We start from the raw sequence: 26272 nt of genomic DNA on the forward strand, positions 1-26272 counted from the left end.
GCATCGGACCCCGTACGTACGGGCCGCTGCTCGGGAGGTGACGATGTTGGGACAGACCGCAATTCTGGAACCGGTGGCTCCGCCGACCTCGCTCCACCTGGTCGAGGAGATCAACCACCGGGTCGTCAACGAATATTCTGAAGCGATCGCATCGCTCTCACTCGCGGCGAATCGCGCGGGCAGCGATATCGCGAAGGAGGCCCTGGCGAGGGCTGCCGACCGGTTGCGCGATCATGCGGAATCGCATCGCGCGCTGCTGCCTCCGTCAAGCGAGGCCGGAGCGAACCTCGCCGACTATATCGGGCGAATCTGCAACACCTTCTCGCAATCCACGCTCGCGGAGCGCGGCGTGCTTCTCGCGCTCGACGCGGCGGATATCGACCTTCCCGCAGACCGCTGCTGGCGGATCGGCCTGGTCGTCGCCGAGCTCATCCGCAACGCCGCGCGTCACGGACTGCGCGACCGGAGCGGACGAATCGCGGTCCATGTCACCGAATATGCCGGGCGGTTGATGTGCCTGGTGCGCGATACCGGGCAGCCCAGGGCAAACAGCACGCCTGGCCGCGGCCAGCGGCTGATTCGCTCGCTGGTCGCCGATCTCGGCGGCAGCGTCGAATGGTCGTTCGCGCCCGACGGCGCCAGCGCGCTCGTCCAGTTGCCGCTGCCGAGCGTCGCGCGGCTCATCGAGCCCGTCATGCCCCTTGATACGATGGTGATGGGAGAAAAGCTGTGACCGCCCTTTCCGGAACCGCCCTGATCACCGGCGCATCGGCCGGCATCGGCGCAATCTATGCCGATCGGCTAGCGAAGCGCGGCTGCGACCTCATCCTTGCCGCACGCAATGGCGAACGCCTCGAACAGGTCGCGTCGCACATCCGGCGTACAACCGGCGTGTCGGTCGAGATCATCGCCGTCGACCTGGGGACGCCGACCGGCCAGCGGCTGCTGGCGGATCGCCTGCGCGACGACGCGCGCATCACCATGCTCGTCAACAATGCCGGCTTCGGCTCGACCGCGCCTTTTCTCGACTCCGATCCGGACGTGATGGCGCAGATGATCGAGCTCAACGTCGCGGCGGTGGCGCGCCTCGCCAATGCCGCCGCCAAGGCATTCGCCGCAAGGCAGGAGGGCACGATCATCAACATGGCCTCGATCGCCGCGATCGCGCCGCGCATCCTGAACGGCGTCTATGGCGGCACCAAAGCCTTTGTCCTGGCGCTCAGCCAGTCGCTCCATGAGGAACTCGCGCCGAAGGGCGTGCGCGTACAGGTGGTGCTACCCGGCGCTACCGCGACGGACTTCTGGGCGATATCGGGCACGGCGGTAGAAACTCTGCCGCAGCACATCGTCATGTCGCCCGGGGCAGTGGTCGATGCCGCGCTTGCCGGGCTCGACCTGGGCGAGCTGGTCACCATCCCTTCGCTGCCAGACACCGCGGATTGGCACGCCGCCGACGGCGCACGCGAAGCGCTGCTCCCCAACCTGTCACGCGTGAGCCCGGCAGCGCGCTACGGCCTTGACGGCGATCCGGGCACCGAAGCCTGACGCCGGGCGAGACGATCGTATCGGCGATACCTTGGTCCAATCAAATTCCCGAGAGCACCGCATATTTGCCTTCCATGACCCGGGCCGAAGCGGCGAGCGGGCGAGAGGAGTGAGCGATGATATTGCGCCCGACATTGCTGGCGATGGCCGCGCTCTGCGGCATCCTGGGAACCGCGCCCTGTGAGGCGCAAGCGCAGGCCGGCGCCCCCTATCGCGACATGCCGGCGATAGCGCCGATCGGCGTGCGGCCGGATCGCTATCTGCCTGTTCCCGAGACAGCAAAGGGGCCGCCCATCGATCCCGCGAAGGGCTATCGCATCCAGGAGCTGGGACGCGGCCTCTATCTGGTCACCGACAATGCCTATCAGTCGATGTTCCTGGTCTATGAGACCGGCGTCGTAGTGGTCGATGCGCCGCCCGGATATGCGCAGCACATCCGCGCCGCGATCGCCGAAGTCACCGACCGGCCGATCACCCATGTCATCTACAGTCACTCGCATACCGACCATATCGGCGGCGTGAATGCGCTGGGCGGCCATCCGATCCTGATCGCGCAGGAGGAAACCAAACGCCTGCTCGCGCGCGACGGCGATCCGGAACGGCCGCTGCCCACGGTGACCTTCAAGGATCGCTACACGCTCAAGCTCGGCAGCCAGCGGCTCGAGCTCAGCTATCACGGCGTGGCGCACGAACCCGGCAATATCTTCATCTACGCCCCCGAACAGCGCGTGCTGATGGTCGTGGACATGGTGTTCCCCGGCTGGATGCCGTGGCGCCGCTTCGCCGTCGCACACGATGTGCCGGGCTATTTCGAGCAGATCGCCGCGATCGACCGGGTGCCGTTCGACACGTTCGTCGGCGGTCATGTCAGCCGCGTCGGCACGCATGCCGACGTCGCGGTGCAGCTCGCATTCATGGCCGACCTAAAGGCAGCGGCCTCGACGGCGCTCAAGACGACCGAGATCGGCGGAGAGATGGATCCCGCCGACAAGGCGAACCCTTGGGCGGTGTTCGACAATTATATCGATCGCGTCGTGGTCCAGTGCGTCAACACGCTGACCCCGAAGTGGCAATCCAGGCTGGCCGGGTTCGACGTCTACGTCTGGGACCAATGCTACGCGATGGAACAGAGCCTGCGCATCGATTGAGTGCGCGGCTCTCCAATTCATCCCCCTTTTCCAGGAGCATATCATGAGCAACGAACGCAAGGTCGCCGTCGTCACCGGCGGATCGCAGGGCATCGGCGCCGCGCTGGTGCAGGCCTATCTCGAGCGCGGCTACCGCGTGGTGGCCACGTCGCGGTCGATCGCACCATCCAACAATCCCGACCTGCTGACCGTCGCGGGCGATATAGGCGATCCCGCGACAGGGCCCAAAGTGATCGCCCAGGCGCTCGCGCGCTTCGGCCGCATCGATACGCTGGTCAACAATGCCGGCATCTTCGTGGCCGCGCCGTTCACCGGCTACACGGCGGAGCAATATGCGCAGGTCGTCGCCACCAATCTCAACGGCTTCTTCTTCACCACCCAGGCCGCGATCGCCGCGATGGAGGCGGGCGACGGCGGCCACGTCGTCAGCATCACCACCGCGCTGGTCGACCAGCCGCTCTCGGCCGTCCCGTCGGTGCTTGCCTCGCTCTCCAAGGGCGGGATCGCCGCCGCGTCGAAGAGCCTCGCAATCGAATATGCCACGCGCGGCATCCGCGTGAACACGGTCGCGCCCGGCGTGATCCGTACGCCGATGCATCCGCCCGAAACGCATGACGCGCTTGCGGCGCTCCACCCGGTCGGGCGGCTGGGCGAGATATCGGAGATCGTGCAGGCCGTGCTCTATCTCGAATCCGCCGACTTCGTGACCGGCGAATCCATTCATGTCGATGGCGGCCAGGCCGCCGGCCACTGATCGAGGAACGAGCCGATGCCGAACCAGATCCAGCTCGCCACGCCGGCGCCAGGCTATTTGCGGGCGACGTTCCTCAATCCTCCGATCAACCTGGTCGATCCGGATACGATCGGAGAGCTCTCGGCGCTGGTGACGCGGCTGGAAAACGATGCCGAAACCAGGGTGATCGTGTTCGACAGCGGCGATCCCGACTTCTTCCTCGCCCATTATGACGTCCTTGCCGACAAGGCCAAGACGGCGGCGATGGCGAAGGGGCCGACGGGAATGCATCCCTGGCTCGATGTGCTGGTCAGGATAAGTCGCGCGCCGGTGGTCTCGATCGCATCGATCCGGGGCCGGGCGCGCGGCGCCGGTAGCGAATTCGCCCTCGCTTGCGACATCCGCTTCGCCAGCGCCGAGAAGGCGATACTGGGCCAGTTCGAAGTCGGTGTCGGCGCAGTGCCGGGCGGCAATCCGATGGCGCGTCTCGCCGGGCTGGTGGGCCGCGGACGCGCGCTCGAGATCATCCTTGGCGCCGACGACTTCCCCGGCGAACTGGCGGCGCGCTACGGCTATGTGAACCGGGCGCTGCCCGACGCCGAGCTCGACGCATTCGTCGATCGCTTCGCACGCCGGCTGGCCGGCTTCGACAAGGCCGCGCTGGCCGAGGCCAAGCAGTTCGTCGACCAGACGTCACTGCCCGACGACGCCCTGTTCCCGCCGGCGCTGGACCAGTTCTTCCGCTCTACAGCGCGCCCGGAGACCAGGGCGCGGATGGCGCGGCTGCTGGAGGCGGGGCTGCAAACCCGATCGGATGTCGAACTTCGCCTGGGCAACCATGTGGCGGGCGAGAGCGGCGGCCGCTGACCGCCTGTCCGTATGGATATCGCTCGCCAGCCAGCCTCGGGCACGATGCCAAAGTATCTATAGACCATAGTGCAATCGCAATCCGGCCCTCGCGGTCAGATGTCTCCTCTCGAACATTGCAGCAGAGGGACTTCGTCATGACACCGATATTCTCGTATCTGAACCGGCGCTTCTTCGTCAGCTCTTCCCTGCTCGGCTCGCTGGGCCTGTTGATGCCGGCCATGGCACATGGCGGGCTTGCGGGATCGGGAAGCACCGGCACCGGCGCAGTACCCGCCGCTTCACCGGTGGCACGCACCCCGAGCGCGGCAGATATCCGGCCATTCAAATACCGGGCCTCCGAGGAGGCGCTGCGGGACCTCAAGCAGCGGGTCAGAGCGACGCGCTGGCCGAGCCGCGAGTTGGTTAGCGACGATACCCAGGGCGTGCGGCTCGAGACGATGCGGAAGCTCGCCGACTATTGGGCCGATGGCTATGACTGGCGGAAGGCCGAGGCCAACCTCAACCAATATCCCCAGTTCGTCACGACCATCGACGGCGTCGACATCCACTTCATTCACGTCAAGTCGAAGCACGCCAATGCCCTGCCGGTGATCATCACCCATGGCTGGCCCGGCTCGGTGATCGAGCAGCTGAAGATGATCAAGCCGCTGACCGACCCGACCGCCTATGGCGGCACCGCTGCCGATGCGTTCGACGTCGTGATCCCGTCAATCCCCGGCTATGGCTTCTCCGCCAAGCCGACCGAGCTCGGCTGGGATCCGCAGCGGATCGCGCGCGCCTGGGCGGTGCTGATGCAGCGGCTCGGCTATTCGCGCTATGTCGCGCAAGGCGGCGACTGGGGCGACGCGATCAACGAGCAGATGGCGCTGCAGAAGCCGCAGGGCCTGCTCGCGATCCACACCAACATGCCGGGGACCCTGCCCGACAACATCTCCGCAGCACTCTCCGGCGGCCCCGCGCCGACCGGCCTTTCGGGCGACGAGCTCTATGCCTGGAACCAGCTCGACTTCTTCTACAAGAACCGCGTCGGCTATGCGTCGGAAATGGGCGCGCGGCCGCAGACGCTCTACGGGCTGGACGACTCCCCGATCGCGCTTGCGGCCTGGATGATCGACCATGACCCGCAGAGCCAGAAGCTCATCAACCGGGTTTTCAACGGCGGCCGCGAAGGCCTGTCGCGCGACGACATCCTCGACAACATCACCCTCTACTGGCTGACCGGGACCGGTCTCTCTTCGGGTCGGCTGTTCTGGGAAAGCAAGCTGGCGTTCTTCGCGCCGAAGGGCGTCACCATCCCGGTGGCGGTGAGCGCCTTCCCCGACGAGATCTACACCGCGCCGGAAAGCTGGACGCGCAAGGCGTTCCCCAACCTGCTTTTCTACAAGCGCCACGACAAGGGCGGCCATTTCGCAGCCTGGGAGCAGCCCCAGCTGCTCACTGCGGATCTGCGCGAGAGCTTCCGGTCGCTGCGCTGAGCTCCCCCCGGGGCCGGGCGTGCTTTAGAGCGCGCCCGGCCTTGCTCATCCGGCTATCGCAATCGGCGATCGAGGAAGTCCAGCACCAGGCCGGCGACTTGTTCCGGCTTTTCGTCGAGCGCGAAGTGACCGGCATCGAGCAGGTGGATCTCCGCATCGGGCACATCGGCCGCATAGGCAAGCGCACCCGGTACGAGGAAGGACGGATCATGCTGCCCCCATAGAACCAGCAGTGGCGGCTGGTGCGCCCGCAGCCACGCCTGCCAGGTGGGATAGGCCGCCACGTTGGTCCGGTAGTCGTATAGGAGATCGGCCTGGATCGCGCGTTGCCCGGGCCGGGACAGCATCGCAAACTCGTCGGTCCAGCTGTCCGGATCGTAGCGTTCCGGATGCGGGCTGTTGCCGATATGGCGCTGCCGCGCACCCTCGAGCGACACGAATGCGTCGACTTCTTCCGTGTGGGTCGCGCGATCGCGCCAATAGTGCGCGATCCTCGCCCATTTAGGCCCCAGGCCCTCCAGATAGGCATTGGCGTTCTGGACGATGATTGCCTGCATGCTGGCCGGATTGCGCAGGGCGAGCCGGAAGCCGACCGGCCCGCCATAATCCTGCATGCACAACGCATAGCGCTCGATCCCGAGCACTCGCAGCAGGCCCTCGACGGTCGCGGCGAGGTGATCGAAGGTATAGGCATAGTCGGCCGGCGGCGGCGCGGTACTGTGACCGAAGCCCGGATAGTCGGGCGCGATGACATGGTAGCGCTCCGCCAGTTGCGGAAGCAGCGGCGTCCACATCCGCGATGAAGACGGATAGCCATGGAGCAGGACGATGGTCGGTGCGTCGCGGGGCCCGGCTTCGCGGTAGAAGATCTGCAGCCCGTCCACCTCAGCGCAATGGAAGGTGACGGTCATGCAGCCTCACCCTATCTCGTGGACGAAATAGACCGGCCCTTCGGGCAGGCGATGCCCGATGCCGACAGCGACAATGCGGTTGAGCCAGGCATAGCGAGGATCGGCCGTCGCGAAGCGCGGCAGGGTCCGGAAATAATAAGCCGCCGGATCGACCGTCTCTCCGCGGCCAAGCCTCGCCATCACCTCGGGCGGCCCGTGGCGCAGGCCGGAATAGATCATCGCGATCAGCGCGCCATCGTCGGTCTGCAGGACAATCCGCGCATCGAGCTCGATTACGCCGTCGGTTCGAACCGTCTGCCAGTCGGTGCCGCCCGGCAGCACCGTGCCGCGCAGCCGCGCGCCTTCAAAGGTGCCGCTTGGGATATTGCCGACGCGCCGCTCGCCGCCTGCTGGCCCACCGACCGTCAGCAACCCATCGACTGCGAGACGCATTTCGAAGAGTGGGCGGGTGTCCAGCGCCGGCATCACGTCGGGGGTCATTTCGGTTCGGCGGCGCGCTGTTCGCGATAATCGAGCACCGGCATTCCGCCCCATCCCCAATCCGCAGTGTCGACTTCCTGGATCACCACCCAGGTCCAGTCATGTGGCTTGCCCAGCACGTCGAACAGAACCTGACTCATGCCGCGAAAGATAGCCGCCTTCTGATCCGGGGTCATCCGGTCGGTACCCGGCTCCGTGCCTTCGCGGGTGAGCTGGACGGTGACGAAAGGCATGGTCTTTTCTCCTGCGAACATTGTCTCGAGCGCTGCGCATGGCATCCACTGGAGCCCCGGGAAATTGGACGATGGTATCCACCGCGATGTCTTCGGCCCGGCGTCCGCCACCAACACCAAAGCCCAATATTTCCGGCGCGCACGACGCCCCACCTCATGCCCGGACAACAACCAGGGCAGCCCATTCCGTGCTGCCCCGATCGAGGAAGACCGGCATGACCGACACAAAAATCGTGGATTCGAGCTTCACCGCAATCATCAATGCGCCGATCGAAAAGATCGACCTGCCCAGCTGGGCCTTCACTCTCCCTGACAAGGAATATCAGGGTTGCTCGCCTGCTCATGTCGCCGCGGGTTTCACGACGTCGCCGGAGGGCAAGCGGATGTCGATCAACGTCGAGATCATCGGCGGCAGCCTGATGGTGCAGCACTATGTCGAGACGCTCGGCGAGATGAACCACCTGATCCTCGACTCCATCTCCGACGTGTTCACTCCCTCGGGCCGAACGACGATCCGCGTGGTGTGGGAACTCAGCGTCAAGGCGATTGACGACCGGACCTGCGAGTTCACCAATCATGTCCAGTCCTTCGCCACCGAGGACATGCTGACCCTGCTCGACCGCCAGGGAATCCCGTTCGACGTGTTCCGCACGCAGCGCCAGCCGATGTCGATCGCGCACAACCAGGGCGAGACGCCGCTCTTCGCCGCCAGCATCGAGCGCGCGGCGCTGCGAAACTGAACCGACAACCCCATCCGGAGGCGTTTTATGTCACGCCCAACCTATGTTCGGGAGACGACGGCGCTGCTGCTCGTCGACCCCTATAATGACTTCCTCGCCGACGGCGGCAAGGTATGGCCGCGCGTCCAGGCTGTCGCCGAGGAGGTCAATCTGATCGCCAACCTCAAGGCGATCGACGCCGCCGTCCGCAAGGCGGGGATCCAGGTCGTCATCGCCCCGCACCGCCGATGGGAACCTGGCGATTATGAAGGCTGGGATCATCCCAACCCGACCCAGCTCGCGATCATGCATCGCCACTCCTTCGCCCGCGGCGAATGGGGCGGTGACTGGTATCCCGACCTGGCACCTCGGCCGGGCGACGTCGTCGCTGCAGAGCATTGGGCGCAGAGCGGCTTTGCCAACACCGATCTCGACCAGCAGCTCCGCCAGCGCGGGATCACCCACGTCATCCTGGTCGGCCTGCTGGCGAATACCTGCGTCGAGTCCACCGGGCGTTATGCGATGGAGATCGGCTATCATGTGACGCTGGTCCGCGACGCGACCGCGGCATTCTCGCAGGAGATGATGCACGCCGCGCACACGCTGAACGGGCCGACCTTCGCCCATGCGATCCTCAGCACCGCCGAACTTCTTCCCCTGTTGCCGGGAGCGTGACCCGGCGGCCCCGGGGCGCCACTCTCCGCCCCGGGGCCAAAACCGCGCGGCCTTAGATCCGCGCCGATCGAAGCGCCATGGTCCACCAGACCAACTCATCCAGCATCGTGACGGCGTTGTCGGCGATATAAGGGATGGCGTTCAGGTCCTTGCCGTTCTGCAACGCCTCGAAGAATTCGCCGCCTTGGATATGCACCCCGGTCCGGGTCGGCGCCATCTGCAGCTCGACGGCGATGAGACGAAGTTGCTCGATCGAACGCGCGGCGCCGACACTGCCATAGCCCAGGCACGCCATCGGTTTGCGGTTCCACTCGGGATAGGCATAGTCGAGCGCGTTCTTCAGCACCGCCGGCGGGCTGCGATTATATTCGGCGGTGACGAAGATATAGCCGTCGAACTCCGCCACCTTGCGCTGCCAGCGCAGTGCCACTTCGTCCCGAGAGGGCACCCAGGCATTCGAGGCGGGCTCGTCGAAGAAGGGCATGGGATAGTCTCGCAGGTCGATCAGCTCGGTCCGCATGTCGTCGCGGGCGTCGGCCAGGTCGCTGATCCAGTTCGCCGGCCGGTCGCAGAAGCGGCCCGTCCGGGTAGTGCTCATGATAATGGCGATGTTCGGAATATCCATGGCTTGAGGTCCTTTCTGACAGCCTCTCGCGACATGGGACGCGTGCTCGGGCGATCGATTGGACCTAGGTGTCGGAATGCCCCAAACCGATACCATCGTATTGGGTGGCGCTCTGCGCGCTGGTGGCGCATTATTTCCCCGGCTTTTCTGGGGAGCGGACAGGCATGAACGAGGCGATGCCCATCCGTCTGGGCCACTCCCATTTCCGTGACGCCCGCCAGATTCGTGCGCCCTTCGACAATTACGACGAAGCCCGGCTGTCCGTCGCGGACGGCTTTGCGCGCGATTGCAAGGCCATCCCGGACACCCAAGCCTTCGTTCCCTCCGAGCAGTTTCTCCGTGAACTCTGGGGGTATCGCGAGGCGGTCGCGTCTTGAGCAGCAGCGAGAAGGATATCGAGATTGTCCGGCTGCGTCGCGGCATCGACGATCTTGTCGCGCTCCAGGCGCTGGCGATCAACTGGGTCGGCAAGTCGCCTGCCGAGAAAGCACGTCTTTTGGGCGAAGCGCTTTTCTCGACGCTCGGGCTGGATTTCATACATATCGTTGTGGACGGCGACGGCGAACCATCGGAGACGTTCGCCCAAATCCGTTCGGGGTTCGACGCGTTGCGCTCCGAAACCGTGACCCGCGAATTGCACGCGTTGCTGGGCGAAGCCACTGCCGATTGGCCACCGCTTTCGCATCACCGCCTGTCCGGCAATAGCGTATCGATCGCCACTGCCCGGCTTGGCCTTGAGCGCGATTTCGGCATGGTCGCCGCGGGCGCCGCGCGCCCCGGTTTCCCCGACGACACCGAGAAATTGCTGCTCAACCTCGCCTGCAATCAGGCCCTGGTGGCGCTGCAACAGGCACGGCTGAAGCGCGAGCCCCCTATGCGCGCCGACGAACTCGATCACCGTGTCGAACAACGGACATTGGAGCTTGCCGCAGCCAACGCCGCGCTCAAGGCTGAGATTGCCGAGCGCGAGCGCGTGGAAGAGGCGTTCCGGGCAAGCGAGCTGAGCGCGACTTCGATGATCGAGGGCATACCGGGCTTTGTCGCGGTGCTCGGCCCGGATGGCCGGGTGGAGCGGGTGAATGGCCAGATCGAGCAATATTGCGGCGAGCCGCTCGAAGAGCTTCAGCACTGGGGCGTCAATGGCATCGTCCATCCCGAGGACATGCCGCACGTCGCCGAGATGTTCGGCAAGGCCATTGCCGCCGGCACACCTTATGACATCGAGCAGCGATTGCGCCGTTTCGACGGCGAATATCGCTGGTTCGGCAACCGGGGCCGGCCCATTCGCGACGCGGACGGGCGCATCGTTGCCTGGCACGTATTGCTCACCGACATCGACGATCGCAGGCGCGCGGAACAAGCGGTACGCGCCAGCGAGAAGGGGCTGCGCGAGCAGGCCGAAACCATCCCGCAAATGCTCTGGAGCGCCACCGCCGACGGCGACATCGATTACTGCAACGAGCGGCTTCTCGAATATAGCGGCCTCACCGCCGACGAGGTGATGGGCGGGGGATGGGTGAATTTGCTGCACCCGGACGACCGGGCGCCGACGGGCGAGATCTGGTTGCGGTGCATTGCGACGGGTGAGCCCTATTCGGTCGAGGTCCGCCATTTCCACATCGCCGATCAGACTTACCGCTGGATCCTGACGACTGCGCTGCCGCTGCGCGACGGCGAGGGGCGAATCATCAAGTGGTATGGATCCTGTGTCGACACGCATGATCGCAAGCTGGTCGAGGAAGCGCTGAAAGCCAGCGAGCGGCGCCTCACCCAGACGATTGACACGATTCCGGCCTACGTCTTTTCCGCCGGCCCGGACGGCTCGGTCAATTATCTCAACCCGCAGATGCGTGCCTGGTTCGGCCGCGCCGAAGAGAAGATCCTGGCTGCTGAATGGGTGCATCTGACCCACCCGGACGACCGCGACGGGACTGTCGAGGCCTGGCTTGGCGCGGTGGCCGCCGGCACACCCTATCAACGCGAGCTCCGTTTCCTGCACAATAGCGGGGAATATCGCTGGTGCGACAACCGGGCGCAGCCGTTGCGGGACGGCGAAGGCGCCATCATCGCCTGGCATGGCGTGGTCAACGATATCCACGACCGCAAGCTGGCCGAGGAAGCGGTGAAGGACAGCGAGCGTCATCTCCGGCTAACTATCGACACGATCCCGGCGCTCGCCTGGTCAGCGCGGACGGACGGCACCGGCAACTTCTTCAACCAGCATTATCTCGACTATGTCGGCCTGTCGCTGGAACAGGTCCGCGGCTGGGAATGGACGCAGGTGGTCCATCCCGATGACCTGGGCGCGCTTGCGGAGGCCTGGGAAAGCTTTCGCGCGGCCGGAACCGGCGGCGGGGTCGAAGCGCGGATACGCCGCCATGACGGCGTCTATCGCTGGTTCCTGTTTCGCACCCAGCCGCTTCGCGACGATAGCGGGCAGATCGTGCAATGGTACGGCGTCAACGCCGATATCGAGGAGCAGAAGCGCGCGACCGCAATGCTCGCCGGCGAGAAGCAGTTGCTCGAAAGGATCGCATCAGGCCGATCGTTGCGCGACGTTCTCGAAACATTGTGCCGGGTGGTCGAAGAGGCATCTCCGGGATGTATCTGCGAGATCCGCCCGATCGACGAACGCAGTGCGACCTTCGAGTTCGCCGTCGCGCCTTCTATGCCGGTCAGCTTCATCGACGCGATTACCGGCACTCCCGCGCGCGGCGACCTTTCGCCGTGCGGACTGGCCGCGGAACTGAAGGTTCAGGTGATCGCGGCCGATCTGGACGCCGATGCGCGCTGGCACGGTTCGCCGGTCCGCACGCGGCTGCACGAACACGGGCTGAAATCGGTGTGGAGCACGCCCATTCTCTCCAAGGCGGGAGGCATACTCGGCAGCCTGTGCATCTATCACCGCACGCCCGCGAACCCGCTTCCCCATCATCAGGACATCATGGGCCGCGCGGTGCACGTCGCGAGCATCGCGATCGAGCGGCTGCGCGACGAAGAAGAGCTGCGCCGCCGCGCGCACCTGCTCACGACTTCGGAGCGGATCAGCGAAACCGGATCGTTCTTCTGGGATCTCGGCAACAACAAGCTCGTCTGGTCCACGCAAATGTACCGGATCCACGAACTGGAAGAGGGGCTTGAGCCGGTATATCCGAACCTTCTCGCCACCGTTCACCCCGATGACTTCGAGACGATAAAGGATCGGACGGCGCGTCTGTTCCAGGGCGAAACCAGCCCCGACGGCGGATATCGGATCGTCTTTCCCGACGGCAGGATAAAATATCTGCGGACCTCCTACAGCGTCGCCCGTCAGGAGGATGGCCGGCTGGAAAGCATCGGTGTGGCGCAGGACGTCACCAGCTGGCGGCTTGCCGAGGACGCGCTCGACACGCTGCGCTCCGAACTCGCGCACATAACCCGGGTGATGAGCCTGGGCGAACTGGCCGCCTCGATCGCGCACGAGGTCAATCAACCGCTAGCAGGAATCATCACCAACGCGAACACCGGCCTGCGCATGCTGGCGCTCGATCCACCTGACTTCGAAGGTGCGATCAAGACTGCCCAGCGCACGCTTCGCGACGGAAATCGAGCATCGGAGGTGATCAAGCGGCTGCGCGGGCTGTTCCGGAAGCAGGATTTCGCCCCGGAGCCGCTCAACCTGAATGAGGCGGCGCAGGAGGTCATGGCGATCTGCACCCACGATCTCCAGCGCCGCCGCATAGCGCTGGCCGTAACGCTCGACCCCAAGTTGCCGCCCGTCTTTGGCGACCGGATTCAGCTGCAGCAGGTCATCCTCAACCTCATTCTGAACGCCGCAGACGCGATCGAAAGCGGAGGACACGAGCCCCGCAGGATCATGATTGAAACCACCCAGGCGACGCCTGGTGTCGCACAATTGTCGGTCAGCGATACGGGGATCGGGCTGGCCGCCGACGATCTCGGCAGGATCTTCGAGGCGTTTTACACCACCAAGCCGAACGGCATGGGAATCGGCCTCTCCGTGAGCCGGTCCATCCTCGATCGCCACGACGGAAGGCTCTGGGCGAGCGCCAACGACGGCACGGGCTCGACCTTCGCCTTCTCCCTGCCCTGCGCCCCCGACGACGCCGCGCCCGCCACGCAACCGCGGAAAGCCTAATGATGATCCTGCCAGCCTCCCGCGTTCCGGCCCGGCGTGGACGAACCATCCTGAGACGAGCCCTTCCCGCGGCACTGCTCCTGACCGCGCAGGCCCCGGTTTCGAGTGCAATCGCGCAAACCGCGGACCCGGACGAGATCATCGTCACTGCCCGCAAGCGCGAAGAGGAGTCGCTGCGGGTCCCCGTAGTCGCCACGGTTATTCGCGCCGACGAGCTCGATCGCAGGCAGGTGACCGATCTCTATGCCATTGCGGCAATGACACCGGGCCTAGTGCTCGGCGCTGCGCCGCTTGAGGTCGGCACCGAAGTCTCACTGCGCGGCGTCGGCTCGAGCCCACTCGATCCCGGAGTCGATCAGTCGGTCGCGCTTAATCTGGACGGCCTGCCGCTTGGGCAAGGCGCCGCCTATTCGGTCGGCCTGTTCGACATGGCCCGCGTCGAGGTCCTCAAGGGCCCGCAGCCGCTGTTCTTCGGGAAGAACAGCCCCGGCGGCGTGATCGCCATCCGGACCGCCGATCCGGGCGACGCCACGGACGTCAGCGCCAGCGCAGGCTATGAGGCGGAGGCGCGCGAATGGCAGACCCGGCTCATCCTGTCGGGCCCGGTTACCGAGACGCTGGGCCTGCGTCTTTCCACCCAATATGCATCGCGCGACGGCTATTTCCGCAATACCGCCATCGCACTGCCCGACAGCGGCGCTCGCCAGCCGGCGGCGCGCTTCGGTAGCGGGCACTCGCTCTATCTGCGTCTCACCGGCCTATTCCGGCCGAGCGCGGACTTCACCGCACGGCTCAAGCTCAATGTCACGCAGGATCGCAGCTTGGGTGGCCTCGGCGAACAGCTGACCTATTGCCCGGACGGGACCTACAATTACCTGCCGGCAATCGGCCTGAACCTGCCAAGCGAATATAGCGCGAACGAAAGCTGCCGCGTCGACCGCAATCTCAACATCGTCGACATGGACCCTGCCGCCTATCCCGGCGTGCCCAATGGCGGGGTCAGTTTCACCGAGAACGGCCAGCGTTTCGGCACGCTGGAGATGAACTGGGCGGTCGCGCCGCACCTCATGCTGACCTCGGTGACCGGCTATTACCGGCTCAAGGTTGATGCCCTGCAGAACGGTCCATGGTCGGGCGGGGCGGCGCCGCCGCTGGCGCTCACCAAGGCGCTGCGCCGCGAGGAAGCGACGCAGGAAGTGCGGCTCACATCCGATTTCGGCGGCGCACTCGATTTCACCGCCGGCGCATTCTTCCAGGATGCGAGCATCCGCAACGACATCTCCTTCCTGGGCAATTCACGCTACGGCCTCCCTGCGATCGTCGTGCAGGGGACGCATGATATCGCCATCCGCTCCTATGCGCTGTTCGGGCAGGCGCGCGTCCGCCCCACGACCCGGCTGGAGATCGCCGGCGGCGTGCGCTGGACCGACGAGAAGCGCAGCGACACGCCGACGACCTATGACGTATTCGGCGTCTTCAGCGGCGTTCAAGGTGCGACGCTTCACCCGCAGGTGCCCCGCCTGCGATCGCGCAACTGGTCGCCCGAGCTGACGATCTCGTGGTTCCCGACCACCGACCTCACGGTGTTCGGCTCGGTGAAGCAGGGGTACAAGTCCGGATCCTACAACATCAACCAGGCACTAACGCCGGGCGACGACAATTCCTTCGGCGACGAGCGCGGGCGCGGCGGCGAAGCCGGGGTCAAGGGCTATGCCGGAGCCCGGCAATTCTATTTCGAGCTCGCCGGCTATCACTATCAATATAGCGGGCTGCAGGCCGGCATCATCCGGATCAACAGCGCCGGCATTCCGACCCTGGCGACCGTCAATGCCGGTGCCGCGAAGGTCTATGGGGTGGATCTGGCGCTCCGCTATGCTCCCCGCGCCATCGCCGGACTCAAGGTCTCCGCCGCGGCGAACTGGAACCGCGGCCATTTCACCCGCTTCATAAATGCCGACTGCAAGGCGGGGCAAACCGTGAGCGAAGGCTGCAACCTGCTGCCGACGCTAGTCACCGACCCCGGTGAGCTCGCGGCGGGATATTACAGCATCGATCCGGCGCTGGGCGTGCCCGTCCGGTACAATGGCCAGGATCTGTCGGGCACGCCGTTGCACCGCGCCCCGGCCTGGCAGGGCAATTTCGGCGTCGACTATGATAGCGCGCTATCGGGTAAGCTTGCCCTCGGCCTGGGCGGGCAGATTCAATATTCCTCCCGCTACGTCGTCGATCTCGGCAACCGGGATCACGGCTGGCAGGAGGCTTTCGCCAAGCTCAGCGCCAGCATCCGGTTGCGGGCACGGGATGAGCGCTGGGAAGTAGCCCTGATCGGCAACAACCTGACCGATCGGCTGACGACCGGCGGCTGCCTGACCATCAATTACCCAGGCGGCGGCGGGGTATTCCCCGGCATCATCACCGGAGCCCCGATCAAGGGTCTCGCCGGATCGGGAGAAACCGTTTGCGCCTATGAACGGGGCCGGGAGCTTTGGCTGCGGCTAACCCTGCGTCCCTTCAGAAAGTGAAATGAGCCCACACTAAGGGAGTGCTTCGCAGACTCCCGGTGTGCGCCACAATCACATGTCCCATTTTTCGCAGAGTTCTGCGGAATCTCTGGCGCGCGCCCTGCCGAGCGCTGGCCGCTCTGTGGCAAAGGTGCGCGCCAGAGACACTCGGCTATTTCGCAGCAGCAGCGTCCTCGATCAGCGCCGCGACCTCGGCCGGGTGCGACACCATCAGCGCATGCGACGCGCCAGGGACTTCGATCGCCTTCCGGGCATGCGCCCGCTCCGCCATGAACTTCATTACCGCGGCGGGGATGTTCCGGTCCGCGGTGCCGTAGATCATGTAGGAGGGCAGCGTCTTCCAGCTGGGCGTGCGCGAAGGCTCGCCGAGCGCGGACAGGGTTACCGGGCGCTGCGTCGCCGCCATCGCCGCGGCCTTCGCTGCGGGCACATCGGCGGCGAACTGTGCGTGGAACTTGTCGGTCTGGATGTAGAGATCCTCGTCGCCGTCCGGCAGCGCGATCGGCGTCAGGGTGTCGCCCAGCGTGCTGCCCGGGAATTTGGACGAGAGCGTGAGGCTCGACTCCCCCGCGTCGGGCGCGAAGCCCGCCACATAGACCAGTGCCTTCACATTGGCGTTGCCGTTGGCCGCCTCGGTAATCACCGGGCCGCCATAGGAGTGGCCGACCAACACCACCGGGCCCTTGATCGACTGGACGATCCCCGAGACGGTCACTGCGTCATGCGCAACGCCGCGAAGCGGATTGGCGGCGGCGACGACGGTGTAGCCGTCCTTTTCGAGCCGGGCGATGACCGGCTCCCAGCTCGAGCTTTCGGCGAAGGCGCCGTGCACGAGCACGATCACCGGCTTGACCGGCTTGGCCTTGACCTGGGCCATGGCGGTGCCTGGGAAGAGCAGCGCGGCCGAGAGCAGCAGATTGGAAATGCGCATGGGGTTTCTCCTTGGAAGCGTCAGTTGGCGGGGGCTGAGATGCGAGGCGGCTGCAGGCTGTCGCGCAGCCAGTCGTCGAACCTGAGGGTGGCGATGCGTGCCCCCGAACCGGGAAGCAGCGAGTGCTCGCCCAGTTCGGCGCCGAAATAGGGTGCGGCGATATCCGCCACGATCCGGCGGCTGTCCTCGAAGGCCGTGGCGATCTCCACCGCAACCGCATCGAGCCGCAGCCGCTCCGGCCCGGCGACTTCGAGTGTGCCGTTGCACGGATCGCTGAACGCCACGTCGGCCAGCATGTCGGCCAGGTCCTCGCCGGCGATCGGTTGCACCAGTGCAGGCGCAATGCGGATGTCGCGCACCGTGCCGTTCTGCACGACGTCACGGACGAACTCGAAGAACTGGGTCGAGCGCAGGATCGTGAAGGGCAGGCCCGATGCGGCGGCCATCTCCTCCTGCATCTTCTTCCCGCGGAAATAGCCGCTGGCGAGCAGGCCGTCGGTGCCGACGATCGACAGGACGACATGGTGGCGCACGCCGGCCTGCCGCCCCGTCTCGAGCAGGTTGCGGCTCGAGGTTTCGAAGAAACGCTGCGCCGCGTCGCCGTCGTCGGGCGAGACGTTGGTGACGTCGATCACCACCTCGGCTCCGTCCAGCGCCTCGGCCAGCCCGGCACCGGTGAAGCTGTCGACGCCGTTGCGACGCGAAGCCTCGACCACGCGCAGGTCTTCCTGGCGCAGGTTGCGCACGAGCCGCTCGCCGATCCGGCCGCGGCTGCCGATCACCGCGACCTTCATATCAGTGCCTCGATCGAAGAGACGTCGATCGAAGGCAGCGGCACGAACAGGCCCTCCTCGGTCAGTGCCCGGCGGACCGTCGGGCGTTCGGCGACGCGCTCGAAATAGCCGAGCATCGGAGCCGAGATCGGCACATCGAACGCCTGCGCCCAGCGTAGCATGACGAAGAGATACGCATCGGCGACGGTGAAGCGCGGCCCGAACAGATAAAGCTCGTTGATATGCTCTTCGATCAGCGCCAGCCGCTGGGCGACCGCTTCGATCGCCGCCGCCCGTTCGGCTTCGTCCTCCGAATGCCAGAGCGGCTTGAACGCGACGTGCAGCTCGGTCGAGAGCCAGGAGAGCATCTCGATCAGCCGGGTGCGCCCAAGCAGCCCGCCGGGCGCGAGATTCGCGTCCAGCCCGGCAATGAATTCGAGGATCGCGGTGTTCTCGCTCACCGCATTGCCATCGTCGAGCACCAGCAGCGGCACATAGCCGCGCGGGTTGATCGCGACATAGTCATAACCATGCTCGGTCGTCTTGGTCTTGATATCGACCCGCTCGAACTCGGCGGCGAGGCCGGCCTCGTGCAGCGAAATCCGGCCGGACAGGCTGCAGGCGCCGGGGGCGTAATAGAGCTTCATGATCTGGTCTCCTGAGGAAGCGCCGGCAGGCGCAGAGTGACGAGGGTGCCGATACCGGGCTCGCTCTCGATCGAGACGTTGCCGCCGGCTCCCCGGACGAAGCGCTCGACCATTGGCAGGCCGATGCCGCCCAGGCCGTCGCGCTTGGTGGTGAAAAACGGATCAAACACGCGGGCGAGCGTTGCGGGCGGCATGCCGATCCCATGATCCCCGACACGAAGGTCGACGGATCCGGCAACGGCGCGCGCTTCGATGCGCACCCGTCCCTTCCCACCCATCGCGTCGCGCGCATTGAAGACGAGGTTGAGCACCGCACGGCGCAGCCCGATCGGATCGCAGGCGATATCGGGCAGGTCGCCCGGAAGCGCGATGTCGAGCGCCACGCTGGGCTCCTCATCCGCGAGTATCAACGCCGCGATGTCCGCCAGGCAGCCGGCGATGTCGCTGCGCGGCGGCGCCTCGGCGGTATCGCGCGCGTGCACGACGCATTGGCGCACGATCGTTCCCGCGTGATCGAGCGAGGTGCGGGCGCGATGCAGGATCGGCTCGCGGTGGGTGCCCGCCATCTCCGGCGTGCGGGCCAGGATATTGAGCGCCGAGCTGGCGATCTGGATCAGATTGCCGAGATCATGCAGCACGCCGGCCGCGGCAACTGCGAATTCCCGGTTGCCCTGCCCCGCGTCGATGGGCGGGAGGATCTCGGGTCCATGCGAGGTGGAATGGCAGAGCATCGGGTGTTCCTTTCGGAGAAAGGGGGCCGCGGGGCGTTAGTGGGGAGCAGTCCCCGCGGCCCGGCCGGTCAGGCGGCAACCGCCGCCGGCGTCTCGACAGGATGGACGGCGCGCAGGCTGATCTGGACGCGGTTCCACAGGTTGATCGCCCCGATCGCCAGGGTCAGCCAGGCGATCTCGCTGGTGTTGAATTGCGCCTGGAGCGCCGCATAATCGGCATCCGGCGCATGCGCCTTGCCGATGCGGGTGACCAATTCGGTCCAATTGAGCGCGGCCCGCTCGCGATCGGTGAAGGCCGGGGAATCGCGCCAGCCGTCGAGAAGGTGGATGCGCTGGTGGCTCTCGCCGCTCTTCACCGCATCCTTCACATGCATGTCGATGCAGAAGGCGCAGCCGTTGATCTGCGAGGCGCGGATCTTCACCAGCTGGAGCAGGCTGTGCTCGAGGCCGCTCTTCATGATCGCGGTTTCGACGGCGATCATCGCCTTTGCGCCGTCGGGCGCGACCTCGAAGATGTTCATACGGGGGGTCATGGATAGTCTCCTTGCTTTGGGGGTCAGGGCTTGGGGGTGGCGGCGCGGTCGCGCAGCGCGAACAGGGTGAGGCCGGCGCCGATCAGCGCGGGTAAGGTGACGGCGGGGAAGTCGCGCAGCAGCACCGCGGGGCCGCAGATGCCGGCCGCGACTTCCCACAGATGGAAGAGCGCATGGCAGGCGAGCCAGAGCGTCGCCCCGCCCCACAGCACGAGGCGCATCTCGCGCCGGAAGGTGCCGGTCAGGAACGCGGCGCCGATGAACAGGAAGATGATCCCAATATCGCGTATGAAGTGCTGGTTGAACGGGCCGGTGGTGGTCACGCCGGGCACGGCGAAATACCAGCCGGTCGGCGAGATCAGCATGTAGAGACCGTTTTCGATGCCGCCGACGCCGAGCAGCATCGCGAAGAAGATCACGGTCGGGCGGAGCACCGGCGCACGCCGCGCGTCGTGGAGCGCGCGCGTGCTCATTTCGCCACCGGCGCGGGCACATTGGCGAGCCACCAGTCGAAGCTGGTGGTGCCGAGCCGGGCATCGGGCCCCGGCATCAGCGACGCGTCATCGATCGCGACGCCGAAATAGGCGGCGGCGGGATCGGCGATCACGCGGCGCGGATCCTTGTCGAACGCCAGCACCCGCGCGACCAGTTCGTCGATGCGATAGGCTTGCGGCCCGGCCACTTCGACAAGATCGTTCGCGGGCACCCCGAGCGCCGCCCGTGCGACGGCGACCGCGACATCCTGCGCCGCCATCGGCTGGAAGCGCGCGGGCGAAAGGCGCACCGTGTCGCCTTCGGTCGCCGAATTGGCGATCCCGCGCAGGAACTCGAAGAACTGAGTGGCGTGGATCAGCGTGAACGGAATGCCCGAGGCCGCGATCCCCTTTTCCTGGGCGAGCTTCGCCTGGAAATAGCCGCTGGCCTGGAGGCGTTCCGTGCCGACCACGGAGAGCGCGATATGATGGCGCACCCCTGCCCGCTGCTCTGCCGCCGCGATATTGCGCCCCGCCTTCTCGAAGAAATCGAGCGCCGCCGGACCGTCGAGCGTCGGCGAGTTGGAAACGTCGATCACCACCTCGGCGCCGGCGAGCGCGCGGTCGAGCCCTTCCCCGGTCAGCGTGTCCACGCCGGTATTCGGTGCGGCGGCGAACACCTCGTGCCCGTCTTTGGCGAGCAGGGCGACGGTCTTCGAGCCGATCAGGCCGGTCCCGCCGATAACGACGATCTTCATTTCATGTCCTTTCGCTTTGAATTTCGGGGAGCCGGTGGCCGGCGCCGGCAACCAGCGCCTCCGCGCCGAGCCGCGCGCCGAAGAAGAGCGCGTCGGCATCGACCACCACCGGGCGATAATCCTCGTCGCCGGTCAGCATCTGGGTGGCGAGATCGGGCAGCGCGTAGATATTGGGCCCGGCCAGCTCGACCACGGCATTGGCCGGATCGCGCAGCGCGACCTCCATCAGCACGCGCGCCGCATCGTCCGCGGCGATCGGCTGGACGCGAACCGGCGGGACGCGGACCTCGTCGCGCGTGCGGCCGGCGTAGAGGATGTCGTGGATATATTCGAACAACGGGGTCGAACGGACGATGGTGAACGGGATGCCGGCTCCGGTCACCAGCGCCTCCTGGGCGTTCTTGGCGCGGTAATAGCCGGCACTGCGGCGGGCGTGTCGAGCCGAGGCGTCATCGTGCATCTCCCTGATGGATGCAGGCATGACGAGATCGCCGTCGCGAATGTGACATGGCGGATCATTTTCCGCGCCGATCCGCTCGGCACCGATCGCGGAGAAGGTGACATGGTGCGCGATCCCCGCCACACGCTCGGCGGCGAGCAGGGTGGCGCCCGCGGCTTCGAAGAAGCGCAGCATCGCGTCGGGATCGGCATAGCCCGGGTTGGAGACGTCGATAACGACCTCTGCCCCTTCCAGCGCGCGATCGAGCCCCGCGCCGGTTACGATGTCGACGCCGGTGGAGCGTGCAGCGGCCACGATGTCATGGCCTGCCGCCTCGAGTTGGCGGACGAGCTTCGCCCCGACCCGGCCGGTCCCTCCCACCACGACGATGCGCATGATCCCTCTCCTCTCCCCGGCGCCGGCACAGCGCCTCGGTCTGGAAGGAAGATCGCGGATCGCGCCCTGTGCCTCCATCGTGCCCAGGGATGCGCGAAGCTCGCCTTTGGGCAGGCGACCCTATGCCTAGGGTCAGGTCAGGCCCGCCTGGCAGCGGGCCAGCCGGCCTCCGGCGCCCAAAATCGCTATCAAAGGCATAGGCGTCCGAGACGATCGGACAGCCAATCCCCTCCCCCCGGCGGGGCGGATCGCGCCCGAGGTGCGGTCGATCCGTCGCCGCCTTCCCGCCTAGCTCGCACCTGCCGGGACGCGGCCCGAGGCGGGTCGTGCGGCGCAATCCAGGGAGAATTTCGGTGCCGATCTTCACCACCAGCGACGGACACGAGCTCTACTACAAGGACTGGGGCCAAGGCCCGGTCGTCACCTTCTCGCACGGCTGGCCGCTCAGTTCGGACGCGTGGAGCATCCAGATGCAGTTCCTCGCCGAGCAAGGCTATCGCTGCATCGCGCATGATCGGCGCGGGCACGGCAAGTCCGCCCAGACCGACACCCGCAACGACATGGATGGTTATGCCGACGACCTGGCCGAGCTGTTCGCGGCGCTCGACCTGCAGGACATCACCGTGGTCGGTCACTCGACGGGCGGCGGCGAAGTCGCCCGCTATATCGGCCGCCACGGCACTGGCCGGGTCAAGAAAGCGGTGCTGCTCGGCGCGGTCCCTCCGGTGATGCTGAAGAGCGCGGCCAATCCAGAGGGCTTGCCGATCGAGGTGTTCGACGGGCTGCGCCGCGACATCCTCAAGAACCGCTCACAATTCTACAAGGACTTCGCAATCCCCTTCTACGGCGCCAATCGCGAGGGCGCGGAGGTGCCGCAGAGCCTGCTCGGCGAGTTCTGGCTGATCAGCATGCAGGCCGGCCTGAAGAACGCGCATGACTGCATCAAGGCGTTCAGCGAGACCGACTTCACCGAGGATCTGAAGAAATTCGACGTGCCGACACTGATCGTCCATGGCGAGGACGACCTGATCGTGCCGATCGCGGACTCCGCGCACAAATCGGCCAGGCTGGTGAAGGGCGCGCAGACGATCTTCTATCCGGGCCTGCCCCACGGACTGACCGCCACGCACGCCGATCGGTTCAACGCCGATCTGCTCGCGTTCCTGCGCAGCTGATGCGCGGGGCGTCCGGCGGCGTCCCCAGCGCCGCCGGGCGTTCAGGCGGAAATCGGGGGCAGGGAAAAGTGAAAGAGGGCGCCGCCTTCATCATGGTTCGCCGCGGCGATACTGCCGCCATGCGCAGCGATGATCGACTGGCAGACCGCCAGGCCGATGCCCATCCCGTCCGCCTTGGTGGTGAAGAAGCCCTCGAAGATGCGATCGAGATCCGCTGCCGCGATACCCGGACCATTGTCGCGGATCGAGAAGCGGACGCCGCCCCCACCGTCCGGGCCGGTGGCGATCTCGATCCGCCCCTTCTGCATGCCGGCCAGTGCCTGGAGGCTGTTGACCAGCAGATTGATCACGACCTGCTGGAGCTGGACCCGGTCGCCGAGCACGCGTGGCAGGGCGATATCGAGCCGCACCGACAGCAGGATCGCCCGTGTTTCGACGTCGTGACAGACGAACATCAGCGCTTCCTCGACCACCGCGTTCAGGTCGAGCGACACCGGATTGGGCACATGGCGCGACGCCATGCCCCGAATCCGCTGGACGATCTCGCTGGCGTGCCGGGCACTGTCGGCGATGCGCCGGGTGAGCTGCTCGACCTTGGCAAGATTGGGCTCGTCGCGACACAACCAACGCAGGCTCGTCTCGGCGTTCATCGCGATCGCCGCGAGCGGCTGGTTCACTTCATGCGCGATCGAGCTGGCCAGCTCGCCAAGCGTGGAGATGCGCGCGGCGCGGGCATGTTCTTCCTGAAGCTGGCGGAGCTGCGCTTCGGTGCGCAGCTTCTCGGTCTTGTCCTCGAGCGTGAGCAGCGTCACGTCGAGCCGCTCGGGCGGCGTTGGGAAGGTGACGGTGAGCTCGACATCGAGCAGCCGCCCGTCGAAGGTCCCGAGCTTGATCAGCTCGACATAGGTGCGCCGCCCTTCGAAATGGGCGATGGTAACGTTGCGCGCGGTGTCGGGCGCCTGGGCGAAGACGAACGCGACCGGGCCGATCAGGTCCTCAACACCGCCCGCTCCCATCATCCGGGCGGCGCCACCATTCGCATCGGTCACCCGCACGATCGCGCAAGCCTGCTCGACCAGCCCGGGATGCGCCTCCATATGCGCCACGATGTCGGTCACCCCTTCGGCGCGGAGCTGGTAGAAGACCGCGCCCATCGGCCGGGCATCGACCTGGAGCAGCGCGCCGGGGAGATGATGGATAAGCCGGCGATAGCGCTGCTCGCTGGCACGCACGGCCCAGAAGGAACGATCGTCAGCGACGTCGCCATCCACCTGTACCCAGACCGTATCGGCCACGCCCGGTGCGCCCCACACGGTCAGCGTCGCGTCACGCAGCATGAAGGAATTGATGCTCTCGGTGCGCTCGGCATGCGCGGGATCGGTGACGACCGCGACAATCAGCCCCGCAAGCGCATTCCAGCTCTCTTGCGGGCAGAAATTGGCAACCGGCTGGTCGAGGATGATTTCGCGTGCCGAGGGCGCGCCGACCAGTTCGAGGCTGCGGGTATTGGCCTCAACGATGCGTGCGCCGTGGAGCAGCGCCGCGGCCCAGTCCGCCCATTCGCCGCCGGCGGCGACAATGTCGATCAGCGCCCGCACCCGCGACAGGTCGACCTGCCAACAGGCAGGCTCCGCAGTGTCTCGCGCCGGTATCGGGCCGGTCAGCATGACGGGAGCACCGCCTTGAGCATGCCGAGCAGCTGCGCATCATCGACCGGTTTGGTGAACCAGCCTGCCGCGCCGCCCTGGAAGGCGCGGGCACGCAGCACCTCTTCGTCGCACGACGTCACATAGATCACCGGCATCGCCGATCCGCCGGCACGCAGCCTGCGCTGCAGCTCGATCCCGTCGATCTCAGGCATGCGGACATCGGTGATGACGCAATCGAAATCGCCGCACGCCTGGAGAAAGGCGGCCGCACCGTCGAAGGCGCGCGCAGGCATTCCCTCCACCTGGAGCAGATCGAACAGCGCATCGCGCACGGCCTCGTCATCATCCACGATCGCGATCACCGATGGTCTGGACAAGCGGAGGGTCCTTTTCGGCGCGCAAGCCGCGCCCGCCTCCGCATGTCGCTGAATCCACTGCTTTCTGGTACCATACCATGGTCTAGGTCGCCTCCTGCCGGAGGGGCTCGGGCAGCAGATCCCAGGCGCGGATCAGCTCCCCCACCGTGTTCACCGCCATCTTGCGCATGACGCTGCTGCGGTGGAGCTTCACCGTGACTTCGCTGATGCCCAGATCGAAAGCGATCTGCTTGTTTAGCCGGCCCTGCGCGACCTGGCGGAGCACCTGACGCTCGCGCGGGGTGAGCGCGGCGTAGCGATCGGCCTGCACCTTCGTCACCTGCGCACCGGAGCGCAGCGCAAGATCGCGCTCGATGCCGACCGTCACTGCATCGAGCAGCGACTGATCGCGCACCGGCTTGGTGAGGAAATCCACCGCGCCGGCCTTCATTGCCTGCACGCTCATCGGAATGTCGCCGTGACCGGTGAGGAAGATGATCGGCTTCGCATTGCCCGTGGCGGCAAGATGCTGCTGCAGGTCGAGCCCGCTCGATCCGGGCATCCGCACGTCGAGCACCATGCAGCCCGGGCGCTCGGGCAGCGTCGCCTCGAGCAACTCGCGCGTCGAGCCAAAGCCGGCGGCATCGATCCCCACCGAGAGCATCAGCTCCTCGATCGAGGTGCGGACGGCGGCATCGTCGTCGACGATCACCACCAGCGGGCGGTCCGCCGCAGCCGGCTGGTTCATCTGCGATCCCTGGTTCATCATGCGACCTCCCGGCGGTTAGAGCTGGAGACAGGCAAGCTTCTCATCGGACGCGGCGCGGCATAATCCCGAACCCAGTTACCCCTGGCCTCCCCGTTCCGGGGAGCGTGGCTCCAACCGGATCACTCGTCGGCCATAAAAATGCGCATCGATCGACCAGGCGCCGGGGCCAAGCAGCACGAGCGCCAGCGCCCCACCGGCACAGGCGGCCAGGATCCACACCAGGTCGTCCCGCGCACCCGCCGCTCCCGCTGCCAGCGCGACGGCCAACAGCAACGCCGCGGCCCGCGCGCCGAACCCGAGCACGAGCGCCAGCGCGATCCCCGCGGCGGCGAGGCCGATCGGGACGGTTACCGTCGGCACGGACCAGGCACGGGCAAGCGCCGGAGACGCGATCAGCGCATAGGACAGCCGCAGGAGCAGGAGCGCGGCACCGAAGAGGCCGTCCGGATAGCGTAGGATCAATTTGGGCACCGACAGGCGATAGACCGCCTCCGGGCCTTCGCCAGCCTTCGGTCCGGGGATGTTCCGCTCCCCCATTCGGGGGTAGCATCGCCACCGTCTGGCAGCG

General features: G+C 66.3%; 28 protein-coding genes. 12 read left to right on the top strand and 16 right to left on the bottom strand.

Features of this window, described 5'->3' with window-relative positions; all coding sequences use genetic code 11:
* The first annotated feature begins 46 nt into the window (after window positions 1-46).
* From HZY97_RS11740 to HZY97_RS11765, 6 genes are all read left to right on the top strand, one after another.
* On the top strand, window positions 47-733 hold the full coding sequence (locus HZY97_RS11740; RefSeq protein WP_180143763.1) for a sensor histidine kinase: 687 nt from the start codon (window positions 47-49) through the stop codon (window positions 731-733).
* On the top strand, window positions 730-1545 hold the full coding sequence (locus tag HZY97_RS11745; RefSeq protein WP_180143764.1) for an SDR family oxidoreductase: 816 nt from the start codon (window positions 730-732) through the stop codon (window positions 1543-1545). Before HZY97_RS11740 ends, HZY97_RS11745 begins: the two co-directional genes overlap by 4 nt.
* Window positions 1546-1661: 116 nt before the next feature.
* Window positions 1662-2693, top strand: coding sequence for an MBL fold metallo-hydrolase (locus HZY97_RS11750; RefSeq protein WP_257215012.1), 1032 nt, complete (start codon window positions 1662-1664; stop codon window positions 2691-2693).
* Between the two features lie 43 nt (window positions 2694-2736).
* Complete coding sequence (locus HZY97_RS11755) at window positions 2737-3447, top strand: SDR family NAD(P)-dependent oxidoreductase (RefSeq protein ID WP_180143766.1); 711 nt, start codon at window positions 2737-2739, stop codon at window positions 3445-3447.
* A gap of 15 nt (window positions 3448-3462) precedes the next feature.
* Window positions 3463-4293 carry an enoyl-CoA hydratase/isomerase family protein gene (locus HZY97_RS11760; RefSeq protein WP_180143768.1) on the top strand — a complete coding sequence of 277 codons (831 nt, stop codon included), beginning with the start codon at window positions 3463-3465 and terminating at the stop codon, window positions 4291-4293.
* Between the two features lie 137 nt (window positions 4294-4430).
* Window positions 4431-5771, top strand: coding sequence for an epoxide hydrolase family protein (locus tag HZY97_RS11765; protein ID WP_180143769.1), 1341 nt, complete (start codon window positions 4431-4433; stop codon window positions 5769-5771).
* A 53-nt stretch (window positions 5772-5824) separates the two neighbouring features.
* Here HZY97_RS11765 and HZY97_RS11770 read toward each other — a convergent pair whose 3' ends face one another.
* From HZY97_RS11770 to HZY97_RS11780, 3 genes are read right to left on the bottom strand one after another with little or no spacing between them, the layout of a single operon-like run.
* Window positions 5825-6682 carry an alpha/beta fold hydrolase gene (locus HZY97_RS11770; RefSeq protein WP_180143771.1) on the bottom strand — a complete coding sequence of 286 codons (858 nt, stop codon included), beginning with the start codon at window positions 6680-6682 and terminating at the stop codon, window positions 5825-5827.
* A 6-nt stretch (window positions 6683-6688) separates the two neighbouring features.
* Window positions 6689-7162: a DUF3237 domain-containing protein gene (locus tag HZY97_RS11775; protein ID WP_180143773.1), complete on the bottom strand. Its 474-nt coding sequence runs from the start codon at window positions 7160-7162 to the stop codon at window positions 6689-6691.
* Window positions 7159-7395 (bottom strand): 4-oxalocrotonate tautomerase family protein, encoded by a 237-nt coding sequence (locus HZY97_RS11780; protein WP_180143775.1) that lies wholly within the window; start codon window positions 7393-7395, stop codon window positions 7159-7161. Before HZY97_RS11780 ends, HZY97_RS11775 begins: the two co-directional genes overlap by 4 nt.
* 215 nt (window positions 7396-7610) lie before the next feature.
* Between HZY97_RS11780 and HZY97_RS11785 the strand changes: the two genes are divergently transcribed.
* Together HZY97_RS11785 and HZY97_RS11790 are read left to right on the top strand one after the other, a co-directional pair.
* Entirely contained in the window at window positions 7611-8135 is a 525-nt protein-coding gene (locus HZY97_RS11785) for a hypothetical protein (RefSeq protein WP_180143777.1), read from the top strand.
* Window positions 8136-8162: 27 nt separating this feature from the next.
* The gene (locus tag HZY97_RS11790; protein ID WP_180143779.1) at window positions 8163-8789 is read left to right on the top strand and encodes an isochorismatase family cysteine hydrolase; all 627 of its coding nucleotides are present in this window, start codon (window positions 8163-8165) and stop codon (window positions 8787-8789) included.
* Window positions 8790-8841: 52 nt separating this feature from the next.
* On the opposite strand, the gene HZY97_RS11795 is transcribed toward HZY97_RS11790, so the two are convergent.
* On the bottom strand, window positions 8842-9510 hold the full coding sequence (locus HZY97_RS11795) for an NADPH-dependent FMN reductase (protein ID WP_306670059.1): 669 nt from the start codon (window positions 9508-9510) through the stop codon (window positions 8842-8844).
* Between the two features lie 68 nt (window positions 9511-9578).
* On the opposite strand from HZY97_RS11795, the gene HZY97_RS11800 reads away from it, so the two are divergent.
* From HZY97_RS11800 to HZY97_RS11810, 3 genes are read left to right on the top strand one after another with little or no spacing between them, the layout of a single operon-like run.
* Entirely contained in the window at window positions 9579-9791 is a 213-nt protein-coding gene (locus HZY97_RS11800) for a hypothetical protein (RefSeq protein ID WP_180143783.1), read from the top strand.
* The gene (locus HZY97_RS11805) at window positions 9788-13552 is read left to right on the top strand and encodes a PAS domain-containing protein (RefSeq protein WP_180143785.1); all 3765 of its coding nucleotides are present in this window, start codon (window positions 9788-9790) and stop codon (window positions 13550-13552) included. The genes HZY97_RS11800 and HZY97_RS11805 overlap by 4 nt, the downstream gene beginning before the upstream one ends.
* Window positions 13552-16074: a TonB-dependent receptor gene (locus HZY97_RS11810; protein WP_180143787.1), complete on the top strand. Its 2523-nt coding sequence runs from the start codon at window positions 13552-13554 to the stop codon at window positions 16072-16074. The genes HZY97_RS11805 and HZY97_RS11810 overlap by 1 nt, the downstream gene beginning before the upstream one ends.
* A 151-nt stretch (window positions 16075-16225) precedes the next feature.
* Here the strand turns inward: HZY97_RS11810 and HZY97_RS11815 are convergent, their stop codons facing one another.
* The 8 genes from HZY97_RS11815 to HZY97_RS11850 all read right to left on the bottom strand — a co-directional run bounded on the left by HZY97_RS11815 (window position 16226) and on the right by HZY97_RS11850 (window position 21755).
* Window positions 16226-17005, bottom strand: a complete 780-nt coding sequence (locus tag HZY97_RS11815; protein ID WP_180143789.1) for an alpha/beta fold hydrolase — start codon at window positions 17003-17005, stop codon at window positions 16226-16228.
* 20 nt (window positions 17006-17025) lie between these two features.
* Window positions 17026-17799 (bottom strand): SDR family oxidoreductase, encoded by a 774-nt coding sequence (locus HZY97_RS11820; RefSeq protein WP_180143791.1) that lies wholly within the window; start codon window positions 17797-17799, stop codon window positions 17026-17028.
* Entirely contained in the window at window positions 17796-18425 is a 630-nt protein-coding gene (locus HZY97_RS11825; protein WP_180143793.1) for a glutathione binding-like protein, read from the bottom strand. Before HZY97_RS11825 ends, HZY97_RS11820 begins: the two co-directional genes overlap by 4 nt.
* Window positions 18422-19156 carry a sensor histidine kinase gene (locus HZY97_RS11830; RefSeq protein ID WP_180143795.1) on the bottom strand — a complete coding sequence of 245 codons (735 nt, stop codon included), beginning with the start codon at window positions 19154-19156 and terminating at the stop codon, window positions 18422-18424. The genes HZY97_RS11825 and HZY97_RS11830 overlap by 4 nt, the downstream gene beginning before the upstream one ends.
* A 68-nt stretch (window positions 19157-19224) precedes the next feature.
* Window positions 19225-19689, bottom strand: a complete 465-nt coding sequence (locus HZY97_RS11835) for a carboxymuconolactone decarboxylase family protein (RefSeq protein WP_180143797.1) — start codon at window positions 19687-19689, stop codon at window positions 19225-19227.
* Window positions 19690-19712: 23 nt separating this feature from the next.
* Window positions 19713-20162, bottom strand: coding sequence for a hypothetical protein (locus tag HZY97_RS11840; RefSeq protein ID WP_257215014.1), 450 nt, complete (start codon window positions 20160-20162; stop codon window positions 19713-19715).
* A complete protein-coding gene (locus HZY97_RS11845; RefSeq protein ID WP_180143799.1) occupies window positions 20159-20920 on the bottom strand; it encodes an SDR family oxidoreductase in 762 nt (253 codons plus the stop codon). The genes HZY97_RS11840 and HZY97_RS11845 overlap by 4 nt, the downstream gene beginning before the upstream one ends.
* 1 nt (window position 20921) lies before the next feature.
* Window positions 20922-21755: an SDR family oxidoreductase gene (locus tag HZY97_RS11850; RefSeq protein ID WP_180143801.1), complete on the bottom strand. Its 834-nt coding sequence runs from the start codon at window positions 21753-21755 to the stop codon at window positions 20922-20924.
* 353 nt (window positions 21756-22108) lie between these two features.
* Here HZY97_RS11850 and HZY97_RS11855 point away from each other — a divergent pair, with 353 nt between their 5' ends.
* Window positions 22109-22930, top strand: a complete 822-nt coding sequence (locus tag HZY97_RS11855; protein ID WP_373684344.1) for an alpha/beta fold hydrolase — start codon at window positions 22109-22111, stop codon at window positions 22928-22930.
* A gap of 41 nt (window positions 22931-22971) precedes the next feature.
* Here HZY97_RS11855 and HZY97_RS11860 read toward each other — a convergent pair whose 3' ends face one another.
* The 4 genes from HZY97_RS11860 to HZY97_RS11875 all read right to left on the bottom strand — a co-directional run bounded on the left by HZY97_RS11860 (window position 22972) and on the right by HZY97_RS11875 (window position 26241).
* Complete coding sequence (locus HZY97_RS11860; RefSeq protein WP_180143803.1) at window positions 22972-24597, bottom strand: ATP-binding protein; 1626 nt, start codon at window positions 24595-24597, stop codon at window positions 22972-22974.
* Window positions 24591-24956 carry a response regulator transcription factor gene (locus HZY97_RS11865; RefSeq protein WP_218943024.1) on the bottom strand — a complete coding sequence of 122 codons (366 nt, stop codon included), beginning with the start codon at window positions 24954-24956 and terminating at the stop codon, window positions 24591-24593. The genes HZY97_RS11860 and HZY97_RS11865 overlap by 7 nt, the downstream gene beginning before the upstream one ends.
* An 82-nt stretch (window positions 24957-25038) precedes the next feature.
* Window positions 25039-25704 (bottom strand): response regulator transcription factor, encoded by a 666-nt coding sequence (locus tag HZY97_RS11870; protein ID WP_257215015.1) that lies wholly within the window; start codon window positions 25702-25704, stop codon window positions 25039-25041.
* Window positions 25705-25779: 75 nt separating this feature from the next.
* Window positions 25780-26241: a hypothetical protein gene (locus HZY97_RS11875; RefSeq protein ID WP_180143805.1), complete on the bottom strand. Its 462-nt coding sequence runs from the start codon at window positions 26239-26241 to the stop codon at window positions 25780-25782.
* Window positions 26242-26272: the final 31 nt, after the last annotated feature.

It is taken from the genome of Sphingomonas sp. R-74633 (genome assembly GCF_013416555.1).
Taxonomy (GTDB): domain Bacteria; phylum Pseudomonadota; class Alphaproteobacteria; order Sphingomonadales; family Sphingomonadaceae; genus Sphingomonas.